At 41.5% G+C, this 22,604-nt stretch carries 16 protein-coding genes and 1 pseudogene; 11 read left to right on the plus strand and 6 right to left on the minus strand.

The window, feature by feature from the left end; translation table 11 throughout:
* A partial coding sequence (locus HMPREF3020_RS08695) for an ESPR-type extended signal peptide-containing protein (RefSeq protein ID WP_070776222.1) occupies window positions 1-3,326 on the minus strand: 3,326 nt, incomplete at its 3' end.
* Window positions 3,327-3,769: 443 nt separating this feature from the next.
* On the opposite strand from HMPREF3020_RS08695, the gene HMPREF3020_RS08700 reads away from it, so the two are divergent.
* Both HMPREF3020_RS08700 and HMPREF3020_RS08705 read left to right on the plus strand, forming a co-directional pair.
* On the plus strand, window positions 3,770-4,939 hold the full coding sequence (locus tag HMPREF3020_RS08700) for an EmrA/EmrK family multidrug efflux transporter periplasmic adaptor subunit (protein WP_070582729.1): 1,170 nt from the start codon (window positions 3,770-3,772) through the stop codon (window positions 4,937-4,939).
* Window positions 4,940-4,947: 8 nt separating this feature from the next.
* Window positions 4,948-6,474 (plus strand): DHA2 family efflux MFS transporter permease subunit, encoded by a 1,527-nt coding sequence (locus tag HMPREF3020_RS08705; protein WP_070776223.1) that lies wholly within the window; start codon window positions 4,948-4,950, stop codon window positions 6,472-6,474.
* Window positions 6,475-6,529: 55 nt separating this feature from the next.
* Here HMPREF3020_RS08705 and uvrA read toward each other — a convergent pair whose 3' ends face one another.
* A complete protein-coding gene (gene uvrA, locus HMPREF3020_RS08710; protein ID WP_070592612.1) occupies window positions 6,530-9,361 on the minus strand; it encodes an excinuclease ABC subunit UvrA in 2,832 nt (943 codons plus the stop codon).
* A gap of 162 nt (window positions 9,362-9,523) precedes the next feature.
* Here uvrA and HMPREF3020_RS08715 point away from each other — a divergent pair, with 162 nt between their 5' ends.
* The 4 genes from HMPREF3020_RS08715 (at window position 9,524) to HMPREF3020_RS08730 (ending at window position 14,367) form a co-directional block, all read left to right on the plus strand.
* Window positions 9,524-9,991, plus strand: coding sequence for a single-stranded DNA-binding protein (locus HMPREF3020_RS08715; RefSeq protein WP_005698907.1), 468 nt, complete (start codon window positions 9,524-9,526; stop codon window positions 9,989-9,991).
* A 283-nt stretch (window positions 9,992-10,274) separates the two neighbouring features.
* Complete coding sequence (locus HMPREF3020_RS08720) at window positions 10,275-11,069, plus strand: formate/nitrite transporter family protein (protein WP_049369856.1); 795 nt, start codon at window positions 10,275-10,277, stop codon at window positions 11,067-11,069.
* Between the two features lie 245 nt (window positions 11,070-11,314).
* Entirely contained in the window at window positions 11,315-12,388 is a 1,074-nt protein-coding gene (locus HMPREF3020_RS08725) for a T6SS immunity protein Tli4 family protein (protein ID WP_070776224.1), read from the plus strand.
* Between the two features lie 338 nt (window positions 12,389-12,726).
* Window positions 12,727-14,367: an ABC1 kinase family protein gene (locus tag HMPREF3020_RS08730; RefSeq protein WP_070776225.1), complete on the plus strand. Its 1,641-nt coding sequence runs from the start codon at window positions 12,727-12,729 to the stop codon at window positions 14,365-14,367.
* 133 nt (window positions 14,368-14,500) lie between these two features.
* Here HMPREF3020_RS08730 and HMPREF3020_RS08735 read toward each other — a convergent pair whose 3' ends face one another.
* From HMPREF3020_RS08735 to HMPREF3020_RS08750, 4 genes are all read right to left on the minus strand, one after another.
* Window positions 14,501-14,869, minus strand: coding sequence for a rhodanese-like domain-containing protein (locus HMPREF3020_RS08735; RefSeq protein ID WP_070776226.1), 369 nt, complete (start codon window positions 14,867-14,869; stop codon window positions 14,501-14,503).
* Between the two features lie 211 nt (window positions 14,870-15,080).
* Window positions 15,081-15,287 carry a YnbE family lipoprotein gene (locus HMPREF3020_RS08740; protein ID WP_070776227.1) on the minus strand — a complete coding sequence of 69 codons (207 nt, stop codon included), beginning with the start codon at window positions 15,285-15,287 and terminating at the stop codon, window positions 15,081-15,083.
* Window positions 15,271-18,018 (minus strand): YdbH family protein, encoded by a 2,748-nt coding sequence (locus HMPREF3020_RS08745; protein ID WP_070776228.1) that lies wholly within the window; start codon window positions 18,016-18,018, stop codon window positions 15,271-15,273. The genes HMPREF3020_RS08740 and HMPREF3020_RS08745 overlap by 17 nt, the downstream gene beginning before the upstream one ends.
* Window positions 18,019-18,066: 48 nt before the next feature.
* The gene (locus HMPREF3020_RS08750) at window positions 18,067-18,543 is read right to left on the minus strand and encodes a DMT family transporter (RefSeq protein ID WP_070776229.1); all 477 of its coding nucleotides are present in this window, start codon (window positions 18,541-18,543) and stop codon (window positions 18,067-18,069) included.
* A 300-nt stretch (window positions 18,544-18,843) separates the two neighbouring features.
* Between HMPREF3020_RS08750 and HMPREF3020_RS08755 the strand changes: the two genes are divergently transcribed.
* The 5 genes and pseudogenes from HMPREF3020_RS08755 (at window position 18,844) to HMPREF3020_RS08775 (ending at window position 22,578) form a co-directional block, all read left to right on the plus strand.
* The gene (locus HMPREF3020_RS08755) at window positions 18,844-19,812 is read left to right on the plus strand and encodes a mannose/fructose/sorbose PTS transporter subunit IIB (RefSeq protein WP_065420069.1); all 969 of its coding nucleotides are present in this window, start codon (window positions 18,844-18,846) and stop codon (window positions 19,810-19,812) included.
* An 18-nt stretch (window positions 19,813-19,830) separates the two neighbouring features.
* Window positions 19,831-20,628 (plus strand): PTS mannose/fructose/sorbose transporter subunit IIC, encoded by a 798-nt coding sequence (locus tag HMPREF3020_RS08760; protein ID WP_005695178.1) that lies wholly within the window; start codon window positions 19,831-19,833, stop codon window positions 20,626-20,628.
* A gap of 10 nt (window positions 20,629-20,638) precedes the next feature.
* A complete protein-coding gene (gene manZ / locus HMPREF3020_RS08765; RefSeq protein WP_049369865.1) occupies window positions 20,639-21,472 on the plus strand; it encodes a PTS mannose transporter subunit IID in 834 nt (277 codons plus the stop codon).
* Between the two features lie 70 nt (window positions 21,473-21,542).
* Window positions 21,543-21,911, plus strand: a pseudogene (locus tag HMPREF3020_RS08770) (hypothetical protein); the annotation flags it as partial.
* A 121-nt stretch (window positions 21,912-22,032) separates the two neighbouring features.
* Window positions 22,033-22,578, plus strand: coding sequence for a carboxymuconolactone decarboxylase family protein (locus tag HMPREF3020_RS08775; RefSeq protein WP_005695174.1), 546 nt, complete (start codon window positions 22,033-22,035; stop codon window positions 22,576-22,578).
* The last annotated feature ends 26 nt before the right edge of the window (window positions 22,579-22,604 follow it).

Here is a 22,604-nt window from a genome sequence, read left to right on the forward strand (position 1 = left end):
GCTGCAGTCGCTGAAGAATCTGCCGCTGATGCTGATGAGCTTGCTGCAGTCGCTGAGCTGTCTGCTGCTGATGCTGAAGAGCTTGCTGCGGTTGCAGAGCTATCTGCTGCTGAAGCTGAAGAGCTTGCGGCTTTCGCTGAAGAATCTGCCGCAGATGCTGATGAGCTTGCTGCGGTTGCAGAAGAATCTGCCGCTGAAGCAGAAGAGCTTGCTGCGGTTGCTGAGCTATCTGCCGCTGAAGCTGAAGAGCTTGCTGCGGTTGCAGAAGAATCTGCCGCTGATGCAGATGAGCTTGCTGCTGTTGCTGAGCTATCTGCTGCTGAAGCTGAAGAGCTTGCGGCTGTTGCTGAGCTATCTGCTGCTGAAGCTGAAGAGCTTGCTGCGGTTGCTGAGCTATCTGCTGCTGAAGCTGATGAGCTTGCAACTGTCGCTGAGCTATCTGCTGCTGAAGCAGAAGAGCTTGCTGCTGTTGCTGAGCTATCTGCCGCTGAAGCGGATGAACTTGCTGCAGTTGCTGAAGAATCTGCCGCTGATGCAGAAGAGCTTGCTGCAATCGCTGAAGAATCTGCTGCTGATGCAGAAGAGCTTGCTGCTGTTGCTGAGCTATCAGCTGCTGATGCAGAAGAGCTTGCTGCAGTCGCTGAAGAATCTGCCGCTGATGCGGATGAGCTTGCTGCTGTCGCAGAAGAATCTGCCGCTGAAGCAGAAGAGCTTGCTGCGGTTGCTGAGCTATCTGCCGCTGAAGCTGAAGAGCTTGCTGCGGTTGCAGAAGAATCTGCCGCTGAAGCAGAAGAGCTTGCTGCGGTTGCTGAGCTATCTGCCGCTGAAGCTGAAGAGCTTGCTGCGGTTGCAGATGATTGTGCAGAAGATGCACTATTTGATGCGGCTGTAGCAGAGCTTACAGCTGCAGATGCCGCACTTTCAATTTTATCTAAATTGTTATTAACCACTTCCGCAGCTGATGTTGCCGCTGAAGCTGCTGCTTTCGCTGTTTCGTTTGTTTTATCTAATTGCGAGGTTACTGCATAAAGTTGTGAACCATTGATCGCTTCTGTTGAAGTTGCGGAAATATTTCCTGCTGCCACATTGATCAATTTACGCTCATCATCTGCAGCACCGACGCTTACGAAGCTACCGGCACCTACAACGGTTCCTTTGAAGCCACTATAGGTTAAATTACCCACAGTTGCTTCAGTTACATTTGCAATAGTATGAGAACCTGTTGTAGTTGAATGATTACCTAATACAACTGCTTCATCTAAACCAGCAGCGATATTTAAGTTATTACCCAATACGGTTGTACCGTTTGATGCAATAGTATTCCCGTGTCCAATAATCGTGTTATTTTTAACGCCATCTTTTACGTTATTTGCAACACCTACAGCAATGGTATTTTGAGTATTATTACCAACAAGGTTATATACCCCTAAAGCTGTACCATTATTCACGTTTTCGCCAACCCAAGTGCGAGCACCAACTGATGTACCATTTGTTGTGCTGTTATCCACACCAGCGTAATGACCTAATGCTGTGCCATCATTCGTATTTGGACGAACATAACTTCTTGAACCTACAACGGTTGCATTCACAGAATCTTTACCTGCAGCAGAGAATTGACCAACAACAGTCGCATTTTGGGCACCAGCTTGAACTTCTGAGTTAGAACCTAATAGAGTTGCATTAGTACTACCCGCTTTTATGCTTGAGTTTTTACCAATGACTGTTGCATTTGCTGCATCAGTATAAACAGCACTACCAGAACCAATTACAATTGCATCTTCAGATGCTGCTGAAGATTTATACCCCATCACAACGGCACCAGCTGCAGCTGTTGTTGTAGTGGCTTCTACACCTGCAGTAATAGAGTTTCTGCCTTGTGCCCCACCTGCTAAACCAACTTTATCATTATTAGTAGTTTTAGCAGCATCAGAAGACGCATCATTAGAACCATTATTTACATGGAAATAGTTAGTTGTATTTAATGCTTGATTTGCTGCATCTAATGCTGTATTAGCTGTTGTATTAGCTGCGTTAGCTGTTGTATTAGCCGCATTAGCAGTTGTGTTAGCCGCATTAGCAGTTGTGTTAGCCGCATTAGCAGTTGTATTAGCCGCATTAGCCGTTGTGTTAGCTGCATTAGCCGTTGTGTTAGCCGCATTAGCAGTTGTGTTAGCTACAGTTGCTGTGCTTAATGCATTGCTAATATTAGCTTTAGCTGTAGTAGAAAGATCGTAAACTACATCACCAGTGCTAGAAACAGTTGCAATAGTTTCTGTTCCATTTTTAAAATTAAGCTTACTATCATTGTTAATACGTGCTTTTGATAAACCATTTTCTGCAGCATTAAAGCCCACATTAGTCATTACTGCATAAAGTTGGCTACCATTAACAGCATCTGTAGAAGTGCTACTTAGGCGACCAGCACCCACGTTTTGGATTTGGCGTTGTTGTTGTTCTGTACCAACAGAAACTGCTCCAGAAAAACCTGTAGTGCCAGCAAAATCAACGGGTTTGCCATTAAATGTTGCTTTTTTAGCTGAGTCATCGAATTTATTTTCTTTAGCTTCAGATTGCGCACCTAATGCCACACCATACTCAACACCAGTCTTAGCAAGCATACCAATTGCTACTGCGCCAGTAGCTGTTACATTCGCTCTAGTACCTAAAGCGGTACCTGAAGCGCCACTTACAAATGCATTTGCCCCAAATGCAGAACCATAATTCGCGGCCTCAGTAACATTAGCCTCAGGACCAACAGCAACACTATATGCACCTACTGCTTTAGCACCCTGTGAAATCGAAGTAGAATTAAGTCCAGCAGCTTCAGCTTCAGCACCAATTGCTATCGCATTATCTTTACGAACAATTGCAGTATTACCGACAGCTACACCATTAGCTGCAGCATTAGCTAAACGTCCTACAGCAACAGATTGAGTTTGAGCATTTGAATTCGAACCAATAGCGACTGCATCTTGCCCATTAGCATAAACAGTATGACCAATTGCGATACCTTTAACCCCTCCAGTTGCTTTTGATGATGCCCCCACAACAACAGCACCAGGCCCATCCGTCCAACTTCCACTACCAATTGCTATCGCTTGACCAGCAGTTCGAGTCACTGTGCCTTCAGGAATTGCAGCATATGCAATACCCGTTACATCTAAAAGCAATAAAGATAATGCCGATAATTTAAAAATTTTGCCTAATGAGGACTTGCTCTCCCCGTGCGTGTCACAAGATGATTTCACTTGCCCTTTTGCTAATTCGGACGTTACTACCAACGACTGAGTAGTACGATTCCAAATCACTTTAAAAATCTTATTCATAAAAAAATAAAACTCCTTTGCATAAATTTAACTATTATAAAACGATGATCCTACCTCAAAACGCAAAAGCAGAAACCAATCCCCATTATCTAACACACGCTTAATAAAATCTAGGCATTTTCAATATAATTTTTGTAAAAGTATGTAAATAAATTATCTTAAAAAAACAAACACATATTTATTTTATTTTTATACTTATAAACTATAACAAAATCCCACTCTCTGCCTTGATAAAATTCATTACAAACTCTTATAAGTTCTAACATAAGGACGCAGCGGGTAAACTAATACGACGTTGAAAGGTAGCCTTTGAACTATGTACTTTATTACGCCAAAGTGCGGTCATTCTTGAAATAATTTTAATTCACGTTCATAATGAACGAATATTCATATTTTATAGGCTGAAGTCTTTTACTTCAGCATTTTCTCATAAGGCTCGCATTATGTCCGATCAACAAACAGATACACAAACGTCCTCAAATAATAAATCTCAACAACGTAAAAAAGGGCTTTCCATTTTTATTCTGTTGCTTCTTTTGATTGCAATCGGTTCTGCGGCTTATTGGTTTTTCTTTATTAAAGACTTTGAAGAAACCGAAGATGCCTATGTGAGCGGCAATCAGGTAATGGTCTCATCACAAGTCGCGGGAAATATTTCGAAAATTAATGTCGATAATATGGATCCCGTACAGACTGGTGATGTGTTATTAGAGCTGGATGATACCAATGCCAAATTAAGTTTTGAGCAAGCTAAAAGTAATTTAGCCAATGCCGTTCGCCAAGTTTCTCAACTGAATTACACGGTAAAACAATTGAAATCCGCCGTTCGTGCGAATGAAATTACCCTTGCTCAAGCACAAGGAAACTTGAACCGTCGTGTGCAATTAGTGAAAGATGGCGCGATTGATAAAGAATCTTTCCAACACGCCAAAGAAGCGGTTGAACTCGCCAAAGCAAACTTAACGACTTCACAAAACCAACTTGAGGCAAATCAAGCCTTATTGCTAGATGGCCCTTTAAGTGAACAGCCGCAAATTCAAAGTGCGGTCAGTAATTTGAAACAAGCATGGTTGAATTTAGAACGTACGAAAATCCGCAGTCCAATTAAAGGTTATGTGGCTCGTCGTAATGCGCAAGTAGGGCAAGCAGTTTCTGTTGGCGGGGCATTAATGGCGGTGGTGACTACTGATCAAATGTGGTTAGACGCTAACTTCAAAGAAACACAATTAACCCATATGCGAATTGGTCAACCGGTTAAAATTCACTTCGATCTCTACGGAAAAGATAAAACTTTTGATGGAAAAGTGGTGGGAATCGAAATGGGTACAGGCAGTGCATTCTCATTATTGCCTACTCAAAATGCGACCGGTAACTGGATCAAAGTGGTGCAACGTGTGCCAGTGCGTATTCAATTAGATCCGCAACAACTGGCTGAAAACCCATTACGCATTGGGCTTTCTGCCACCGTGAAAGTAAATATCAGTGATAGCCAAGGCGAAACCTTGCGTAATCAAGCACCATCTACAACGCTTTATTCCACCAATGTGCTACAATATGATGAAAGTGCGGTCAATAATTTGATCGAATCCATTATTCGCGACAATAGCTATTAGGTTTCACGATGTCGCAATCTCATTTTACGCCGGTACAAGGCGGTGCACTGGTTATTCTCACGTTAGCGCTCTCGCTTGCGACTTTTATGCAGGTGTTGGACTCCACCATCGCTAACGTTGCTATTCCTACTATCGCAGGGGATTTAGGGGCGTCATCCAGCCAAGGCACATGGGTCATCACCTCGTTCGGTGTGGCCAATGCGATCTCAATTCCTATCACCGGCTGGCTAGCGAAACGTTTCGGCGAAGTGCGGTTATTTTTAATCTCAACCTTACTTTTCGTCCTTGCCTCTTGGCTTTGTGGCATTTCACACAGTTTGGAAATGTTGATTATTTGCCGCGTCATCCAAGGTGCGGTTGCCGGTCCAATCATCCCTCTTTCACAAAGTTTACTACTCAATAACTATCCGCCTAAAAAACGCGGCATGGCACTGGCATTTTGGTCAATGACTGTAGTGGTTGCCCCTATCTTCGGGCCAATTCTAGGCGGTTGGATCAGCGATAACATTCATTGGGGCTGGATCTTTTTCATCAATGTTCCCATTGGATTAGCCGTCGTCTTAATGAGTTGGAAGATTCTAGGTAATCGAGAAAGCCAAATTTCTCATCAGCCTATTGATACCGTTGGGCTTGTTTTATTAGTTCTAGGCGTAGGCTGCTTGCAATTAATGCTGGACCAAGGAAGAGAGCAAGATTGGTTTAATTCAACGGAGATTGTTGTTCTCACCGTGATTGCTGTTGTGTGTTTGATCGCGCTCACTATTTGGGAACTGACGGATGATAATCCTGTTGTGGATATTTCACTGTTCAAATCACGCAATTTTAGCGTAGGCTGCCTTTCAACCAGTCTCGCCTTTTTGGTGTATTTGGGCTCTGTTGTGCTTATCCCACTTTTACTCCAACAAGTTTACGGCTACACCGCGACTTGGGCTGGGCTCGCAGCTGCCCCAGTAGGATTATTCCCAATTTTACTTTCGCCAATCATCGGTAAACTAGGACATAAAATTGATATGCGAATTTTAGTCACGATCAGTTTTATGGTTTATGCTTTGACCTTTTATTGGCGAGCAGTGACCTTTGAGCCTGGCATGACCTTTGCCGATGTTGCATTGCCACAATTTGTGCAAGGTTTAGCGGTTGCTTGCTTCTTTATGCCACTGACAACCATCACACTTTCGGGTTTACCACCCGAAAAAATGGCTTCGGCGTCAAGCTTATTTAATTTCCTTCGAACCCTTGCTGGCTCGGTGGGAACATCCCTCACGACATTTATGTGGTATAACCGCGAAGCCGTGCATCATACTCAACTCACGGAAGCGATTACCCCATATAATCCGATTTCCCAACAGTTCTTCCAAACGATGGCAAGTTTTGGTTTAAGCGAAGAACAAACGGCATCATATCTCGCGAAACAAATCACCGCTCAAGGCTTTATTATTGGCGCTAATGAGATCTTCTGGTTATCTGCGATAATTTTCTTAGCATTATTTGTTATCGTCTGGTTCGCCAAACCACCTTTTGGAAATCGCCATTAAAAATCTCAAAAAAATAACCGCACTTTGATGATGCTCAAAAGTGCGGTTGTTTTTTCTAGCCTTTTGCTAAGATATCTTTCAGGAATCTCGCAGTATGCGAACCTTTGACTTTAGCCACGTCTTCCGGTGTGCCAGTCGCGATAATTTGGCCACCGCCACTGCCCCCTTCAGGACCAAGATCCACAATCCAGTCTGCGGTTTTGATCACATCTAAGTTGTGTTCGATCACCACGATGGTATTGCCTTGATCGCGTAAGCGATGTAACACTTCGAGAAGTTGTTTAATATCGGCAAAATGCAGACCGGTTGTCGGCTCATCCAAAATATAAAGGGTTTTACCGGTATCACGTTTTGAAAGCTCTGTCGCTAACTTAACACGTTGTGCCTCACCACCTGAAAGTGTGGTAGAAGACTGACCTAAACGAATGTAAGACAAGCCAACATCCATTAGGGTTTGCAATTTACGCGCAATCATTGGGATAGCATCAAAAAACTCACGGGCTTCTTCTACCGTCATATCTAATACTTGGTGAATAGTTTTGCCTTTGTATCGGATCTCCAAGGTTTCACGGTTATAGCGTTTACCTTTACATTGATCACAAGGTACATACACATCCGGCAAGAAGTGCATTTCAACTTTCAGCACACCATCACCTTGGCATGCTTCACAACGTCCACCACGCACGTTAAAGCTAAAACGTCCTGGGTTATAACCACGCGCACGCGCTTCTGGCACGCCAGCAAATAATTCACGAATTGGGGTAAATAATCCCGTGTAAGTCGCTGGGTTAGAACGCGGTGTACGACCGATCGGGCTTTGATTAATATCGATCACTTTATCGAAATATTCCAAGCCTTCAATGGATTTATAAGGCGCAAAATCCGTTTTCTCCGCACGATTTAAAGCATTTTGAGCCAGTGGGAATAAGGTATCATTAATTAACGTTGATTTGCCTGAACCTGATACCCCTGTGATGCAAGTAAATAAGCCTACTGGAATCTCTAAATTCACACCTTTGAGATTATTCCCTGTCGCACCTTTTAATTTTAAAAGTTTGCTTTTATCAAGTGCGGTTCGTTTTTTCGGAATTTCGATTTTTTCTTCGCCCGATAAAAATTTACCCGTAATCGAATTCGGGTTTGCCATAATCTCTTTGGCTGTCCCTTGTGCAATCACTTGGCCACCGTGTACACCCGCCCCAGGGCCAATATCAATAATATGATCGGCTTCTCGAATGGCATCCTCATCGTGCTCCACCACGATCACGGTGTTGCCCAAATTACGCAAGTGAATCAGCGTATTTAGCAAGCGTTCATTATCGCGTTGATGTAAACCGATTGAAGGCTCATCCAACACATACATGACGCCTACTAAGCCCGCACCGATCTGACTTGCAAGACGAATACGTTGCGCTTCACCACCCGAAAGAGTTTCGGCAGAACGAGAAAGGGAAAGATAATTCAAACCCACATTCACTAAAAATTCTAACCGCTCTCTGATCTCTTTCAGGATTTTTTCTGCAATTTGCGCTTTTTGACCTGTTAAGGTGAGTCCTTGGAAAAACTCAAGGCTTTCACCAATACTTTTCTCTGAAATTTGTGGCAAGTTAATGTTACCGATATACACGTTACGAGCTTCTGGACGAAGACGCGAGCCACCACAATCTGCACAAGGGCGGTTGCTGATATTTTTCGCCAACTCTTCGCGTACAGACATGGATTCCGTTTCTTTGTAACGGCGCGCCATGTTATTCAAAATCCCTTCAAAAGGATGTTTGCGGATCACCACATCACCACGGTCATTCATGTATTGGAATTCAATTTCTTCCTTGCCTGAACCATGCATCACAATATCTTTAATTTTTTGTGGTAAATCTTCGTATGGCGTTTCAATATCAAATTTATAATGTTTCGCCAACGAGGTAAGCATTTGATAGTAATAGAAATTGCGACGATCCCAACCTTTCACTGCCCCACCTGCGAGGGAAATGCTTTCATTTTGCACCACTCGGCTTTCATCGAAGAACTGCTGAACACCTAAACCATCACAAGTCGGACACGCCCCTGCCGGGTTATTAAATGAGAACAAGCGAGGCTCTAATTCCGGTACAGAATAGCCACAATGCGGACAAGCAAAGTTTGCCGAGAAAACCAATTCTTCAGCTTTAGGATCATCCATATCAGCCACAACTGCCGTACCGCCTGAAAGCTCCAAAGCCGTTTCAAAAGATTCTGCTAAACGTGTGGCTAAATCTGACCGCACTTTAAAACGGTCCACCACCACTTCAATGGTATGCTTTTTCTGTAAAGCAAGTTCTGGCGGATCAGATAAATCACAGATTTCACCATCAATTCTTGCGCGAATATAACCTTGTGCCGCTAAACTATCTAACAGCTTAACATGCTCACCTTTACGATTTTTCACCACAGGCGCAAGCAACATCATTTTGCTTTCTTCAGGCAAGCTTAGGACTTTATCCACCATTTGGCTGATGGTTTGTGCCGTTAATGGCACATCATGTTCCGGACAGCGTGGTTCCCCTACGCGAGCAAACAGCAAACGCAAGTAATCATAAATTTCGGTGATCGTGCCCACGGTTGAACGCGGGTTATGAGAAGTGGATTTTTGCTCAATAGAAATCGCCGGCGACAAACCCTCAATTGAATCTACATCCGGTTTTTCCATCAAAGAAAGGAATTGACGCGCATAAGCAGAAAGCGATTCCACATAACGGCGCTGCCCTTCTGCATAAAGCGTATCAAATGCTAAAGAGGATTTGCCCGAACCGGACAAGCCTGTAATCACAATTAATTTATCGCGAGGAATGGTTAAATTGATGTTTTTAAGGTTGTGAGTTCTAGCCCCACGAATGTCGATAGTATCCATAAAAAAAGCGATTGCCTTAAGAAAATAAATTCAAAAATTGCGACCATTATCGCATATTTCAATATCTGTGCAAATATCCAGTTAATTTTTATGGATCTTTTGTTTCTTTTAAGGCAAAATAGCCAAAATTTTTCACCTTATTTCTAAAATATAGAGGATTCTATGGCAGGTATTAATAAAGTAATCATCGTAGGTAATTTAGGTAACGATCCTGAAATCCGCACAATGCCAAATGGCGAAGCGGTAGCAAATATCAGCGTGGCAACAAGTGAAAGCTGGACAGATAAAAACACGGGTGAACGCCGTGAAGTGACCGAATGGCACCGTATCGTGTTATATCGTCGTTTAGCGGAAATTGCAGGTCAATACTTACGCAAAGGTTCACAAGTTTATGTTGAAGGTCGTTTAAAAACTCGCAAATGGCAAGATAACAATGGCCAAGATCGTTACACCACTGAAATCCAAGGTGATAACTTACAAATGTTAGGTGGTCGCAATCAAGAGATGGGCGGTTATGCACCGGCACAATCAGCACCACAACCAAGCTATCAATCTCGTCCAGCACAATCTGCGCCAGCGCCACAAGCTGAGCCACCAATGGACGCATTTGATGATAACATTCCATTCTAAGTTACATATAATTTAAAAAATAAAAAACAAAAGCGTTGTTCTATGTCACTAGAGCAACGCTTTTTCTATACATACAAGCGGTCAGATTTTTATAACTTTTTTGCAAAAACACCCTAAAATTTGACCGCTCTTTTTTCTTCTCCACAAAAAAGCTAATTTTAGGTTCGGATTATTATTCAATTTCGTTATAACTAAAAATCAGCATATATAGTTAACAGTTCTTTCGGTTTTGCTATGTGGTTTGCTACATTTTTACCGTCTTATTTTCACTAGAGGAACAACTATGCAGCATCGCGATCTTTATCCCCACGAAATCTTACAAGATGTTATTGATAAAAGTTATGCTAAGTCGGAAGGACACCTAAAAACTCTGGCTATTTTAAGTTTTTTAGGTGGCGGCTATGTGAGTTTTGGTTATATGGCCTATTTAAAAGTCGTGAGCGGTATTCCTCCAGAGTGGAGTGGGCTATCAACATTACTTGGTGCGGCTGTGTTTCCTATTTGTTTGATTTGTATATTAATCGGTGGTGGTGAATTAGCCACGGGAAATATGATGATGATGGCATTAGGCCGTTTAACAAAAAGAGTAAGCCTTAAAAAATTATTTCGTAACTGGATTGTAGTGAGTTTGGGCAACCTGCTCGGTGCGCTGTTTATGGCCTATTTCTTAGGGCATTATGTCGGTTTATCAGAAGGTGCTGCTGCCGCTAAAACCATCGCGATTGCCGAGGCAAAAGTGCAAATGGATTTTGGTCGTGCCTTTGTTTCAGCTATTGCCTGTAACTGGATGGTCTGCATGGGTATTTGGTTCTATTTTGGCGCCAAACAAACCTCCGGTCGAATCCTAGCCATATGGTTCCCTGTGATGATTTTTGTGCTTATCGGATTACAACACTTTGTCGCTAATATGTTTATTATTCCTGCTGGGATTTTTGCTGGTGCTAATGTGACTTGGAGCCAATTCTTCTTCAATATGATTCCTGTCTTTTTAGGCAATGTCACGGGTGGTGCAGCATTTGTCGGCGCATCTTATCTTTATGCCTATCGTCACTTATTAAAAGAAGATTATTGTATTTAGTAAACGAAAATCTGCCCGCACTTTGGCGTGAAAAAGGTCTTTTGAAATGTCAAAAGGCCTTTTATTCTCTCTAAAAGGTATTGAATCCTCTCTTAATTAACTCAACACAATTTTGAATAGTGAAGAGTTGCACTTTACACTTAAAACATGTAAACTTATCGACTAAGAGCAATATGGAAAGAAAAACGTTAGCAAAACTGCCATATTATTTAGCATTCTCAAATTTACAGTAAGGAAGAGATCACATGCCGAAGATGAAAATTTCTAGACTGATGTTTTATAGCACTGTTTTAACTAGTGTTATGCTGTCTTCTTGCAGTCAACATCCCCAAACCCACTCAACAGCAGAAAATACAGCAAGCAATTATGCTCAAAATGCGGCAACGTATTGGACTGAACAGCCATTTTGCAGTGGGCGTTACCAAATTAACTTACCGGTTAATCGTAAAGGTGGCACCAGTTGGATTAAATACAATGGTTGGCAGGTAACCGTACGACCAGACTATTGGAATAAATCAGTAGAGTTGGCGTCAAAGATCCAGAAGCTAGGTCATAATGGAAGTGATATTTTTATAGAAAACCGTACAATCGTTCCTAATAAAGCGATAGCTACGGTGACACAGGCTCCTGCCGTATGGAGTAATCCGACGTTACCAGAGGTAAAAGGGATGCTCTATTATGTCGATTATAGGTTCAAATTAAGTAAGAACGATGCCTATACAGTTAGAGCCTTTGTACGTATTATGCCTGTTAACGGTAAAGAGCCACCAAACCTTAAACAGCTGGAAAAAAGTAAAGTTGATGAAGCTATTGGGTATTTACAGAATGATTTTTTCAACAAGATTAGAGATCGTAGTGAGAGCGATATTCCGCAGCAACAGGGTGTCTGCCTGACAGAGGGGTTTATTGCTGATAAGGGATCCGAGCCATTTTGGGGCAGAGTGGGTATAAAAATCAAAGATTATAAAGACGTTTATGCCGAGCTAACGACAGGTGGATCTTTGGAGGAAGGTGATAAACCGCTATTAGAACGCGATCTTTTCACTAAAGATAGTGCTTTAGATAAACTCTTCTCATGGGCGAAATACAGCACCATCCGCAAAGGAAAGCGCAATATCAATGGCATGTCCGGTAATGAAAAATTGGTGAAATGGCAGGGAAATCGATATCTATTTATTTGGGAAAAAGATGATGGCAGTGTGAGATTTAAGATGACTTTCGGTGCCAATGAGAAAAATACCAAGGGTTCGCCACTCAGTGAGAAAGAGGCTTTAACCGCTTGGGATGCAATATTGCCGACATTGAAAACACGACTTTAAACAAGGGGTTATTGCAGTTAAATTAAAGTAAAAATACAAGCGGTCGAATTTTTAAGATGATTTGCAAAAACACCTCAAAATTTGACCGCGCTTTTAAATCAAAAGCCTTCAAAACTTAGCGCATTGAGATTTTGATTATTAGTATTAAATTAAAAAAATCTAATGTGGCTTGCCTTGGAAATAATTGTAGAGGTCCAATTGAAAAATGGATAAACTGAAATCATCAGCAATTTTTGAAAATCTTCAGTTAGAGATGTAAAAGACCTGTCTCAATTTAGTCGCAAATCAATCTTATTTTAAATACTCGCCAAATAGCATGCACAAAGAGGAAAGTTACAATGGCTATTTTTAACAAATTTCAACGTGCCAAGCAGGTTGCAGAAATCTTATTACGTTATGGTTTAGATGAGTTTTTTGAACGCAGTAATTTAGAGAAGTGGTTACCGGAATCCCTTTCAAATAAGTTAGCCAATGAATCAAGTGGAAGCGTGTCTGTATATGAACGTATCCGTCGAGCGATGGAAGAGCTGGGCACAACTTACGTTAAATTAGGGCAGATGTTAAGTGATCGCCGTGATTTGCTACCAGTTGAAATGATTACTGAACTACAAAAATTGCAAGATAAAGTAGAAGTTCAGCCCATTGATATTGCAGAGAAATTTCAGCGTGAATTAGGCATAGATATTCATGAACATTTCGAAATGCTTGCTTCAGAGCCTATGGCATCAGCTTCTATCGGTCAAGTATTCAAAGGGCGGTTGAAAAACGGACAAGATGTTGCGGTAAAAATCAAACGAGAAGGCATTGATGAGGTCATTAAGGCAGATTTACTTATCTTACAAGATCTCGTGAATTTTCTAGAACAACGCAACGACATTATTTCTAACCTTCAACCTAAAGCGTTATTAAATACCTTCAAAGAATCCATTACAACAGAACTCTCCCTTGAAAGTGAGCGTCGTAGCATTGAGCGTTTTGCTAATAATTTTAAGCAAGATTCACGTATTTTAGTCCCACAAACCTATTCAAATTTATCAAACAATAACATTCTTTGTATGGATTTTGTGTATGGCTCAAAAGTAACCAATAAAGCACAGATTGAACAACAAGGTTTACTGGCTAAAGATGTTGCTTTACTTGGATTAGATCTCTATATGAAACAAGTATTTGAGTTTGGCTTCTTTCATGCTGATCCCCACCCTGGCAACATTCTATTAACGCCTGACGGGCGAATTGCTTTTATTGACTTGGGAGCAATGGGCAAACTCAGCCCTAAAGAACGCGAATTACTTGGAAATTGTTTGTACTATGCCTCTCAAAAGAATGTGCGAAAAATCATCGAGACCATTAAGCAACTTGCCGTCAGTTATAATGTGCCGAATGAAAAAGCGCTAGAAAATGATCTTTCTGAGATTTTCATGCTCCTCACTGAAAGCAATTTGGCAGGGTTAGATATCAGTGAATTAATGAATCGTTTTACCAAAATTATGAGTGAAAATAGCATTATTATGCCTGAGGGCGTTTATTTGCTAGCAAAAGGTTTTGCCCAGATTGAGGGGATCGGACGTTATCTCTATCCTGAATTAGATATTGCAGCCGTACTTAAACCTTATGTTACACAAATGCTCAAGAAACGATTTTCACCTAAACGCGTGATTAGTGAAAGTTTCGAAAAAATTGCTGACAGCTACAACAACTGGCTTTCGCTTCCGGAAGAAGTCAAAATTTTCTTACAAAAAATCAGCAATAAGGAAATTCGTCTTGAACATGAAATTCACGGATTAGAACGTTTTCGTAAGACTGTCGAACGAGTGGGCATTATGTTGATTATTGCCGCACTCATTATTGCAGCGTCTATTTTATCGTTGAACGAAAATCTCCCTCAGCGTAATGGCATCCCAATACCAAGCTTGATTTGCGGTGCGATTGCATTAGTACTGGCGGTCTTTTTATTGATTAAGCGAATAGATAAGAATTAGTGTAATGAGGACAATACAAGCGGTCGAATTTTAAAGATGATTTGCAAAAACACTTCAAAATTTGACCGCACTTTGGAGTAAAAAATCCCCTAAATACTAAATCTAGGGGATTTTTCTTTAAATGATGTGATATTTATTTCAAACCTTTTTTAACCAAATCTTCATAACCGCCGTGATTGGTCACATTGGTATAGCCTGCATTTTTCAACTCATTCAATGCAGCTTCTGCACGGCGACCGCTACGGCAATAGAGATTAACGGGCGCATTTTTATCTGGGCTCACCGCTTGAATACGTGCAAGGATTTGATCGTGCGGAATATTCACCGCATCTTGTAAATGACCTGCGTTAAATTCCTCGGCTGAACGTACATCAATCCAAACGCCTTTTGCTTTTTCCGGTTGTACTGCACTTTGTTCTGTTTGTGGCGCAGTATTCGCAGAAGCAAAAAAAGGTACAGCAATGGCTGCCGCAGAAAGTACCGCTGTGAATAATTTTTTCATTATTCAATCTCCTATTAAATAGAAATAATATATTTACCTAAATAAATTTAGGGGTTATGTAAAACTAATAGTCATCATACGCCTAAATATAAAGATAATAAACTGTAAATGAAGTAAATTTTAAGTAAAATTTTCGTAAAATCTAACCGCACTTTAAAAGAAAAAAGCCATCCGAAATTTAACATTCAGATGGCCTTTTTAATTGATTCAATTATTTCTTCACAGACTCTACTTCACCCACAGCTTTCTGAGATTTTTCATCCATTTCCACTTTAATATTGTGGTCTACCACCACGTTCATATTAATAGTGATACCTTCCTTTGGTGTGTCCAATTGAATGGTCGGTGTGCAAGCTGTGAGTGTAAACATTGCCGCAAAAATAAAAAAGTGCGGTTGAAATTTAAGGTGTTTTATCATTTGTCTTGTCTAATTGCTTATAAAGTTTATATTGCAGATTTTGTTCAAATTGCGAGCCATAGTCAATCATATTCCACAATTCAAACATATTTTCTTGGTGCGTATAATTTAACGTTATCGGATTATGAGTTCGCTTGGTTGGATTAAATCCACTAATGCTCGCACGCAACGTCATTTGCCCTTTAGGATCGAGCGTCACAGCTGCATGGGAATTTTGCAGTTCCATTTCTTTTAATAAATCCACCAAAATATTCTCTGTCCAACCGCCTTTTTTCAGCCCTTTCACCATTTCATCCGTTAATTTGATGGACACATTCCCCACTTGTTCCAACGTGCCATTACAAATTAAACATTCCTTATGTCCGAGCCAAAATGGCAGGGTTGCATTAGCACGGCCGGTTAAGGTTACTTGATTATATTGTGCCAAAGCTAACACTTGGGCTAAATCAATATTGGTAAAAGAAAGTGTCGCCATTTTACTTTGTGGGAAAGTGAGCTGAGGTACCGTCAATTCACCATCAAATAAGGAAACTTTCACATTTTTTAAGATAAGTGGATTTTTCATGGTATTCGGATAACGACCGAATAAATCTAATTCCCCATTTGCGACAGAAAGCACCCCATAGCGAATATTTTTAGTCGAAATATGAATGGGTTTGCCCGAAGCCACTTGTAATGCCTCGTTTTCATAATTCATTGGGAAGCGAATATTCAAGCCATACACTTCACCATCTGGCATAGTGATTTTACCGTTTTTTAGGTTCAGCTCCCCACCCATTTTCACGCCATTGGTATTAATCACGAATTTGCTCTGTCCTTTGATGCTCCCTTCATGGATTAACCAGTTCCATTTTTGTGGGAAGAGTGATTGGAATACTTTTGCGGATTGTTCTTTCCAACTAATTTCGCCTGAAAGTGCACTATTCTGATATACACCCAAAACATCTAAAGGCCCAAGCGAACCAGCCTTTAAATCACCTGCAAAATTGAAGTTACTGATACTCTTACCATCAATGCCTAAGCCAAAAACAGGCGAAACAAAACGACCGCCATAAGCCAGTTCAATCCAATCTGTTTTCGCTTGTAACAAGCCTCGAATATGTTCTTCTTCATAATCCCAGCGGAGTCGATCTTTAAGTTCCAATGAAAGTGGTGCCATTTTTACCTCTTTCATTTTGACTTCTTTAGAATGAGCAGAAAGTTGATTTAATTCAATATGATCGGCTTCCCAAAATCCTTTACCTTCCATTTTGACTGGCGTATTTAAGGATTTCCAGTTTGCGCTTCCATTGATAATCCAATCCCAACGGTTTGTCGCTTGTTTTTCCACCGACTGTAACTTATGTTCTTCATCTCGGAAGTCAAACACGGTTTTAATACCGGCAATAAACTCGTGGGCGTTTCCGTCTAATTTTAAATTGAGATTTTCAAACTGCGGGGTTGTGCCATTCAACGTTGCCTGCAAACGCCCTTCTAAGCCATAACGACCGATAATAATGTCATCTAACGGTAAACGAACATGTAACTTGGTGCCCTCTTGTTCGTTATCCATTTTAAAGACCGACCCCGGATAAAAATACACCACGGGATGCGTAAAAATCCCACCTAGATGATAAGTTAAATTGGTGAGTGCCACAGTCGAGTTATAACGTAAATCCCCACGTGTTTTCAGCTCAAAATCCAATTCATTATTATCATCGCCACCACCGATTTCGCCATTTTTGCCTGAAATCACGATCTCCCCTTTGCCCATTTCGCCAAAGGTTTGCAAGATCACGTTCATATCAATGCTTAACGGCAACAAGCCCTCTGCTGCACGGTGGATAGATAACCCAAGGAAGCCTTTAATCGGTTGATAGCTGTCGAAAGTCCAGTAAAATTTCCCCCATGAAATATCCAAACCGTCTTTGGTGAAGACGAAAGGCACATCCAACAACGGAGAATTTGCCGTTAAATCTTGAACATTTAACTGACCATCCGCACCTTGCCACGACACTTTTGCCTCGCCTTTTGTGACGGCTAGTTCTGGGTTATTCCAATTGAATAAAACATTTCCTTGTTGAGGAAGTTGAGAAAGATCGGGCTCAAAATTTGCAGTGAACTGAAGATCATAGGTTTTATCGCCTGATTGTTTGATATCGGTATTGCCTGTCCATTGGAAGATCCCATCTCGTGGCGTAACAGTGGATTGATGATGCAGCTCAAGCCCATCATTATTCGCTTGTGCTTCTAGTGCTAATTGGTTGCCGTTATAGTTTGCATCTAACGCCCAATCAGCCGATAAAAAAGGCTGCAGCGCGGCTTGTTTTAGTGCGTCGGTATTTGTTAATTGAAAGTGTTTAACTTTGACATCAGAAATAGGCAATGCCGCCCAAAGTGCGGTTAAATTTGGCGGTGTTTTTTCAGCGTTATCGCTTGGCAAATGAGTTAAACAATCATAATTCAAGCTAGCCTTTTCAATATCAAGACTATGCGTATTCCACCAAGTGAGTTGCGCATCATTGAGGTTTATGAGGGTACATTGATCTGTTTTCACTTTTAGCTCAGGTAGCGTTAAACCTGTCGCTTTCCATTGCCAGTCATCAGCTAATTCAATGTGATAATGTGGTGCTAAAAAATGATTTGCAAGTTGTTCCACTCGTTTCGGGGTCGCAAAAACGCGCACTAAGCCAACGCTTACTACGATCAAGAGCAACAAAATAATCAAAGCCCACAGGCAACGCTTTCGCATAGTTTCCCCAATTACGCGATAAATAAATGAACAGAGACGTATTCTATCTTATCTCGTCCCAAATAGCTCAACTAACTTATCCCCAAAGAAATAAAATACTAATCCAAAGGCGACAATAATTAAGCCAATAAATTTCGTGATATTGACTTCTCGAATCGGCATACCGATAAGACCGAAATAATCAATAGTGGTTGCGGTAATTAATTGTCCGACGATGATAAAAAATAACATCGCGGTAATGCCTAGCTTAGGTGCAAGTAAAACCGTTGTGAACACGACAACTGCACCAAGTATCCCACCAATTAATTTCCACCAAGGTTGTGAAGGGACGGTTGATAAATTGCCCCATAAATCGGTTTTTACCCAAGCAATAAAAAAGAGAACGATCGTTCCCACTGCAAAAGAAATAAAGGTCGCGATCACTGCTTCGCCACTCATGGCTTTCGCCAACTGCGTATTAATGGCTGATTGCGTCGCGAGTGCGACACCTGCCGCTAAGGCGATAATGAGATAAACAAAAAACATTGAAACTCCCAACAGAAAATTTGGCTTATTTTAACCTTTTCCTATTTGTCTTGTCGCGAAATGCTTTCCATTCGATAAAAATCGTCCAAAAATCAACCGCACTTTGCATTTCATTCATAAATACCTCAAAAGTTGTAAGTCATCTTACCTGTTTATTTGATCTCGATCACTATTTGACTATTCTTTATTTGACGGTAATCTTCAAATCCATACACTAAACTCCATTCGGAGCAATCGTTTGCGTAATGCGTATTGAAAGCAAAATAGACTGATTTTATCAACTCAATGGGAGGAATATCCATGACCCACATTATCGTTGCAACGCACGGTAAGTTTTCTGAAGAAATCGTCAATTCCGCCGCTATGGTGTATGGCGAAGATGAAAACTGCCATGTCGTGACTTTCTTACCGGGTGAAGGTGGTGAGCATTTAATCGAGAAATACAATGCGATTATTGCCACGCTGCCTGAAAATGAACCGGTGCTCTTTTTGGTCGATTTATTTGGTGGTAGCCCTTATAACGCGGCAAGCCGAGTTGCCAGTGAAAGGGATAATACCGATATCGTCACCGGCATTAATCTACCGATGTTGCTAGAAGTACTTGATGCTAAAGATGGCGCTAGCTTAGATGAATTGGTAGAAACCGCGAAAGAAGTCGGGGTCGCTGCCGTGAAATCCTTCCGTCAACCTAAAGAAAGCAAGCCTGCTCCAACGCCAGCCTCTAAACCAGCTGAAGCACCAAAAACCTCTCCAAATCCAACCGCACTTTCTGGCAATATGAACATTTCCTTGTTGCGTATTGATAGTCGTTTAATCCACGGTCAAGTGGCAACCTCTTGGGCGAAAGCAGTGAAATGTGAAGCGATTTTTGCGATAAATGATGATGTGGCGAATGATGCGCTTCGTCGTGATTTATTACTCCAAATCGCGCCTGAACATTTGAAAGCTTATGTGATTCCTGTGGAAAAAGCCATTAAGGTGTATCACAACCCAAAATATGCAGGTAAAAATATTCTTTGGTTAGTGACCAACCCAACGGACATCCTGCGTTTAATCGAGGGTGGCGTGAAAATTGATAAGGTCAATGTGGGCGGTATGACCTATCGCGAAGGCGATAAACTTATTTCTCAAGCCGTTGCCGTCAACCCAACAGATGTAGCGGCATTTAAACAGCTTTTAGATAAAGGCGTGGAATTAAGCTTACAACAAGTGGCGAGCAGCCCGAAATCAATGCTCACACACAAAGAGCTTGATGCGATTCAATTTTAATTACGAGGACAATTCATTATGACAACAATGGAAATTATTTTAGTCACGCTCGTTGCCGCCATTTGCGGAATGGGGAGTGTATTGGACGAACGTCAAACCCATCGTCCTTTAGTTGCTTGTACCCTAATAGGCTTAGTATTAGGTGATTTAGAAACCGGTATTATTGTCGGTGGTACCCTTGAATTAGTGGCATTAGGCTGGATGAACGTGGGTGCAGCAATGGCACCAGATGCGGCATTAGCCAGTGTGATTGCGACTATCCTTGTCATCAAAGGCGGACAAGATAAAGGGAGCGCATTAGCGATTGCGATTCCGGTAGCGGCGGCAGGTCAAGTATTAACCATCTTCGTTCGTACTTTAACTATCTTCCTTCAACACAAAGCCGATGATTTTGCCGCAAAAGCGAACTTCCGAGGTATTGAATTCTGTCACTTTAGCGGCCTTGCATTACAAGCGTTACGCGTGGCAATTCCAACCTTCTTCGTTGCGTTAGTAGCAGGTACGGATACGGTAACCGAAGCATTGAACGCGATTCCAGAAGTGGTTACTCGCGGTTTACAAATCGCTGGTGGTTTTATCGTGGTCGTCGGTTATGCGATGGTCATCAATATGATGCGTGCAGGCGCATTAATGCCATTCTTCTTCCTAGGCTTCGTGATCGCCTCTTTCACCAATTACAACCTTGTCGGTCTCGGTATTTTAGGCACATGCTTAGCGATGATTTACATTCAATTGAACCCACGTTTCCATCAATCTACTGCACCACAAGCAGTTGCAAAACGTGAATTAGCTGATGATGAACTTGAAGGACTATAAGGAAGAAATTATGACTGAACAAACTAAAAAATCATTAACAAAAGGCGATATTCGTAGCACTTACTGGCGTTCAACTTTCTTGCTTGGATCCTTCAACTTTGAACGTATGCAAGCAATGGGTTTCTGTGTATCCATGATCCCAGCCATTAAACGTCTTTACAGCAAAAAAGAAGATCAAGCAGCGGCATTAAAACGCCATTTAGAATTCTTTAACACCCAACCTTGGGTCGCATCATCTATCATCGGTGTAACCGCTGCGATGGAACAAGAACGTGCGAACGGTAACGATATTGATGACTCAGCAATCAGCGGGGTGAAAGTCGGTTTAATGGGCCCATTAGCCGGTGTGGGTGACCCAATTTTCTGGGGAACATTACGTCCTGTATTGGCCGCACTTGGTGCAGGTTTAGCCATTACTGGTAGCCTTTTAGGGCCATTGCTTTTCTTCATCGGTATCAACCTTTGCCGTGCAATAACTCGTTGGTATGGTTTCAAATACGGCTATGAAAAAGGTACCACAATCGTTAACGATATGGGCGGCGGCCGCTTACAAAAATTAACGCAGGGGGCGTCTATCCTCGGTCTCTTTGTTATGGGCTCACTGGTATCGAAATGGACAAGTATTAATATTCCATTAGAACTTTCCCGCTATAAAAACCAAATGGGCGAAGAAGTGGTGACCACCGTACAAAGCGTGTTAAACGATCTTCTCCCTGGCCTTGCGGCGTTAGGTTTAACCTTCTTATGTATGTACTTATTACGTAAAAAAATCAACGCCATGTACATCATCTTCGCCTTATTCGGCGTGGGTATTTTAGGCTATCATTTTGGTGTGTTAGCGTAATATATTATGGTATTGCCTTCCCTCTTTCTCTTGAGGGAAGGCAAATTTTTTAGCATGACATATAAATCCTATGAACTGGAAAGATCTCATCAAGCCACCACCGGCTGAAGGCTATATTAAAAATTCATCCAATTTAGTGACCGCACTTTTTGTTCTGGCGGGCATTCTTTATTATCCCACTAATGGCTATGGCGCCGTCATCGCTTTAATTGCCGCATTAATTGTATTAATCGGACAAAAAGTGCTGCTTGCTCAAACCAATAAAGATTTCACTGAAATGCAGTTAGCCGAAAAGCAATTCCAAGAAACCCAAAACAGCGATTACCTCCGCTTTATTGAGGCTCGTGCCTCCCAAATGCTGCGCGACAACAAAGTCCTTTCCGAAAAAGGCAAAAAAGAGTTGGAGAGATTGTTGTCTGTCGTTAAAACGCATTTAGCATAGCGACGCCAAAATAATCATAACTTTTAGCTATATGAAATAAGCTTTTCTTCTTTTTCTTATTTAAGTTAGAAAGGTATTATCAGGCGGAAATTTATGATTTATCCCTTAGGAGTAGTTTATGTCTCAATTTAAAATTCACACCATTGAATCTGCACCGGAAGCGGCACAAGAAGCCTTAAAAGCCGTACAAAATGCCAATGGTTTTATTCCAAATTTAATTGGTGTTCTCGCGAATGCCCCTACTGCACTTGAAACTTATCGCACAGTGGGTGGTATTAATGGTCGTAACAGCTTAACGGCAACAGAACGCGAAGTGGTACAAATTACCGCTGCAGTAGTCAATGGCTGTGGTTTCTGTGTAGCTGGCCACACGAAAATCGCTTTAAAAGTGTTAAAACTTGAAGAAGAACTTGTAAACCAAATTCGTGCGACAGCTCGTATTGAAAGTGATAAAAAACTGGATACTTTAGCGCGTTTCACCCTTGCCGTTATTTTGCAAAAAGCAAAATTAACGGAAGCGCAGCTTAAAGCGTTCTTTGATGCAGGTTATACTCAAGAAAATGCCATTGATGTGATTTTAGGTGTCAGCCTCGCCACATTATGTAACTATGTGAACAACATCGCTGAAACCCCAATCAATCCTGAATTACAAGCATTTGCATAATCAAGCCTATATAAAAAGAGCAGTCA

It is taken from the genome of Haemophilus sp. HMSC068C11 (genome assembly GCF_001815355.1).
Lineage (GTDB): Bacteria > Pseudomonadota > Gammaproteobacteria > Enterobacterales > Pasteurellaceae > Haemophilus_D.

Coding starts and splice junctions, on each gene's coding strand:
- HMPREF3020_RS08700 (WP_070582729.1), top strand. CDS start 3,770: ATGTCCGATCAACAAACAGATACACAAACGTCCTCAAATAATAAATCT.
- HMPREF3020_RS08705 (WP_070776223.1), top strand. CDS start 4,948: ATGTCGCAATCTCATTTTACGCCGGTACAAGGCGGTGCACTGGTTATT.
- uvrA (WP_070592612.1), bottom strand. CDS start 9,361: ATGGATACTATCGACATTCGTGGGGCTAGAACTCACAACCTTAAAAAC.
- HMPREF3020_RS08715 (WP_005698907.1), top strand. CDS start 9,524: ATGGCAGGTATTAATAAAGTAATCATCGTAGGTAATTTAGGTAACGAT.
- HMPREF3020_RS08720 (WP_049369856.1), top strand. CDS start 10,275: ATGCAGCATCGCGATCTTTATCCCCACGAAATCTTACAAGATGTTATT.
- HMPREF3020_RS08725 (WP_070776224.1), top strand. CDS start 11,315: ATGCCGAAGATGAAAATTTCTAGACTGATGTTTTATAGCACTGTTTTA.
- HMPREF3020_RS08730 (WP_070776225.1), top strand. CDS start 12,727: ATGGCTATTTTTAACAAATTTCAACGTGCCAAGCAGGTTGCAGAAATC.
- HMPREF3020_RS08735 (WP_070776226.1), bottom strand. CDS start 14,869: ATGAAAAAATTATTCACAGCGGTACTTTCTGCGGCAGCCATTGCTGTA.
- HMPREF3020_RS08740 (WP_070776227.1), bottom strand. CDS start 15,287: ATGATAAAACACCTTAAATTTCAACCGCACTTTTTTATTTTTGCGGCA.
- HMPREF3020_RS08745 (WP_070776228.1), bottom strand. CDS start 18,018: ATGCGAAAGCGTTGCCTGTGGGCTTTGATTATTTTGTTGCTCTTGATC.
- HMPREF3020_RS08750 (WP_070776229.1), bottom strand. CDS start 18,543: ATGTTTTTTGTTTATCTCATTATCGCCTTAGCGGCAGGTGTCGCACTC.
- HMPREF3020_RS08755 (WP_065420069.1), top strand. CDS start 18,844: ATGACCCACATTATCGTTGCAACGCACGGTAAGTTTTCTGAAGAAATC.
- HMPREF3020_RS08760 (WP_005695178.1), top strand. CDS start 19,831: ATGACAACAATGGAAATTATTTTAGTCACGCTCGTTGCCGCCATTTGC.
- manZ (WP_049369865.1), top strand. CDS start 20,639: ATGACTGAACAAACTAAAAAATCATTAACAAAAGGCGATATTCGTAGC.
- HMPREF3020_RS08775 (WP_005695174.1), top strand. CDS start 22,033: ATGTCTCAATTTAAAATTCACACCATTGAATCTGCACCGGAAGCGGCA.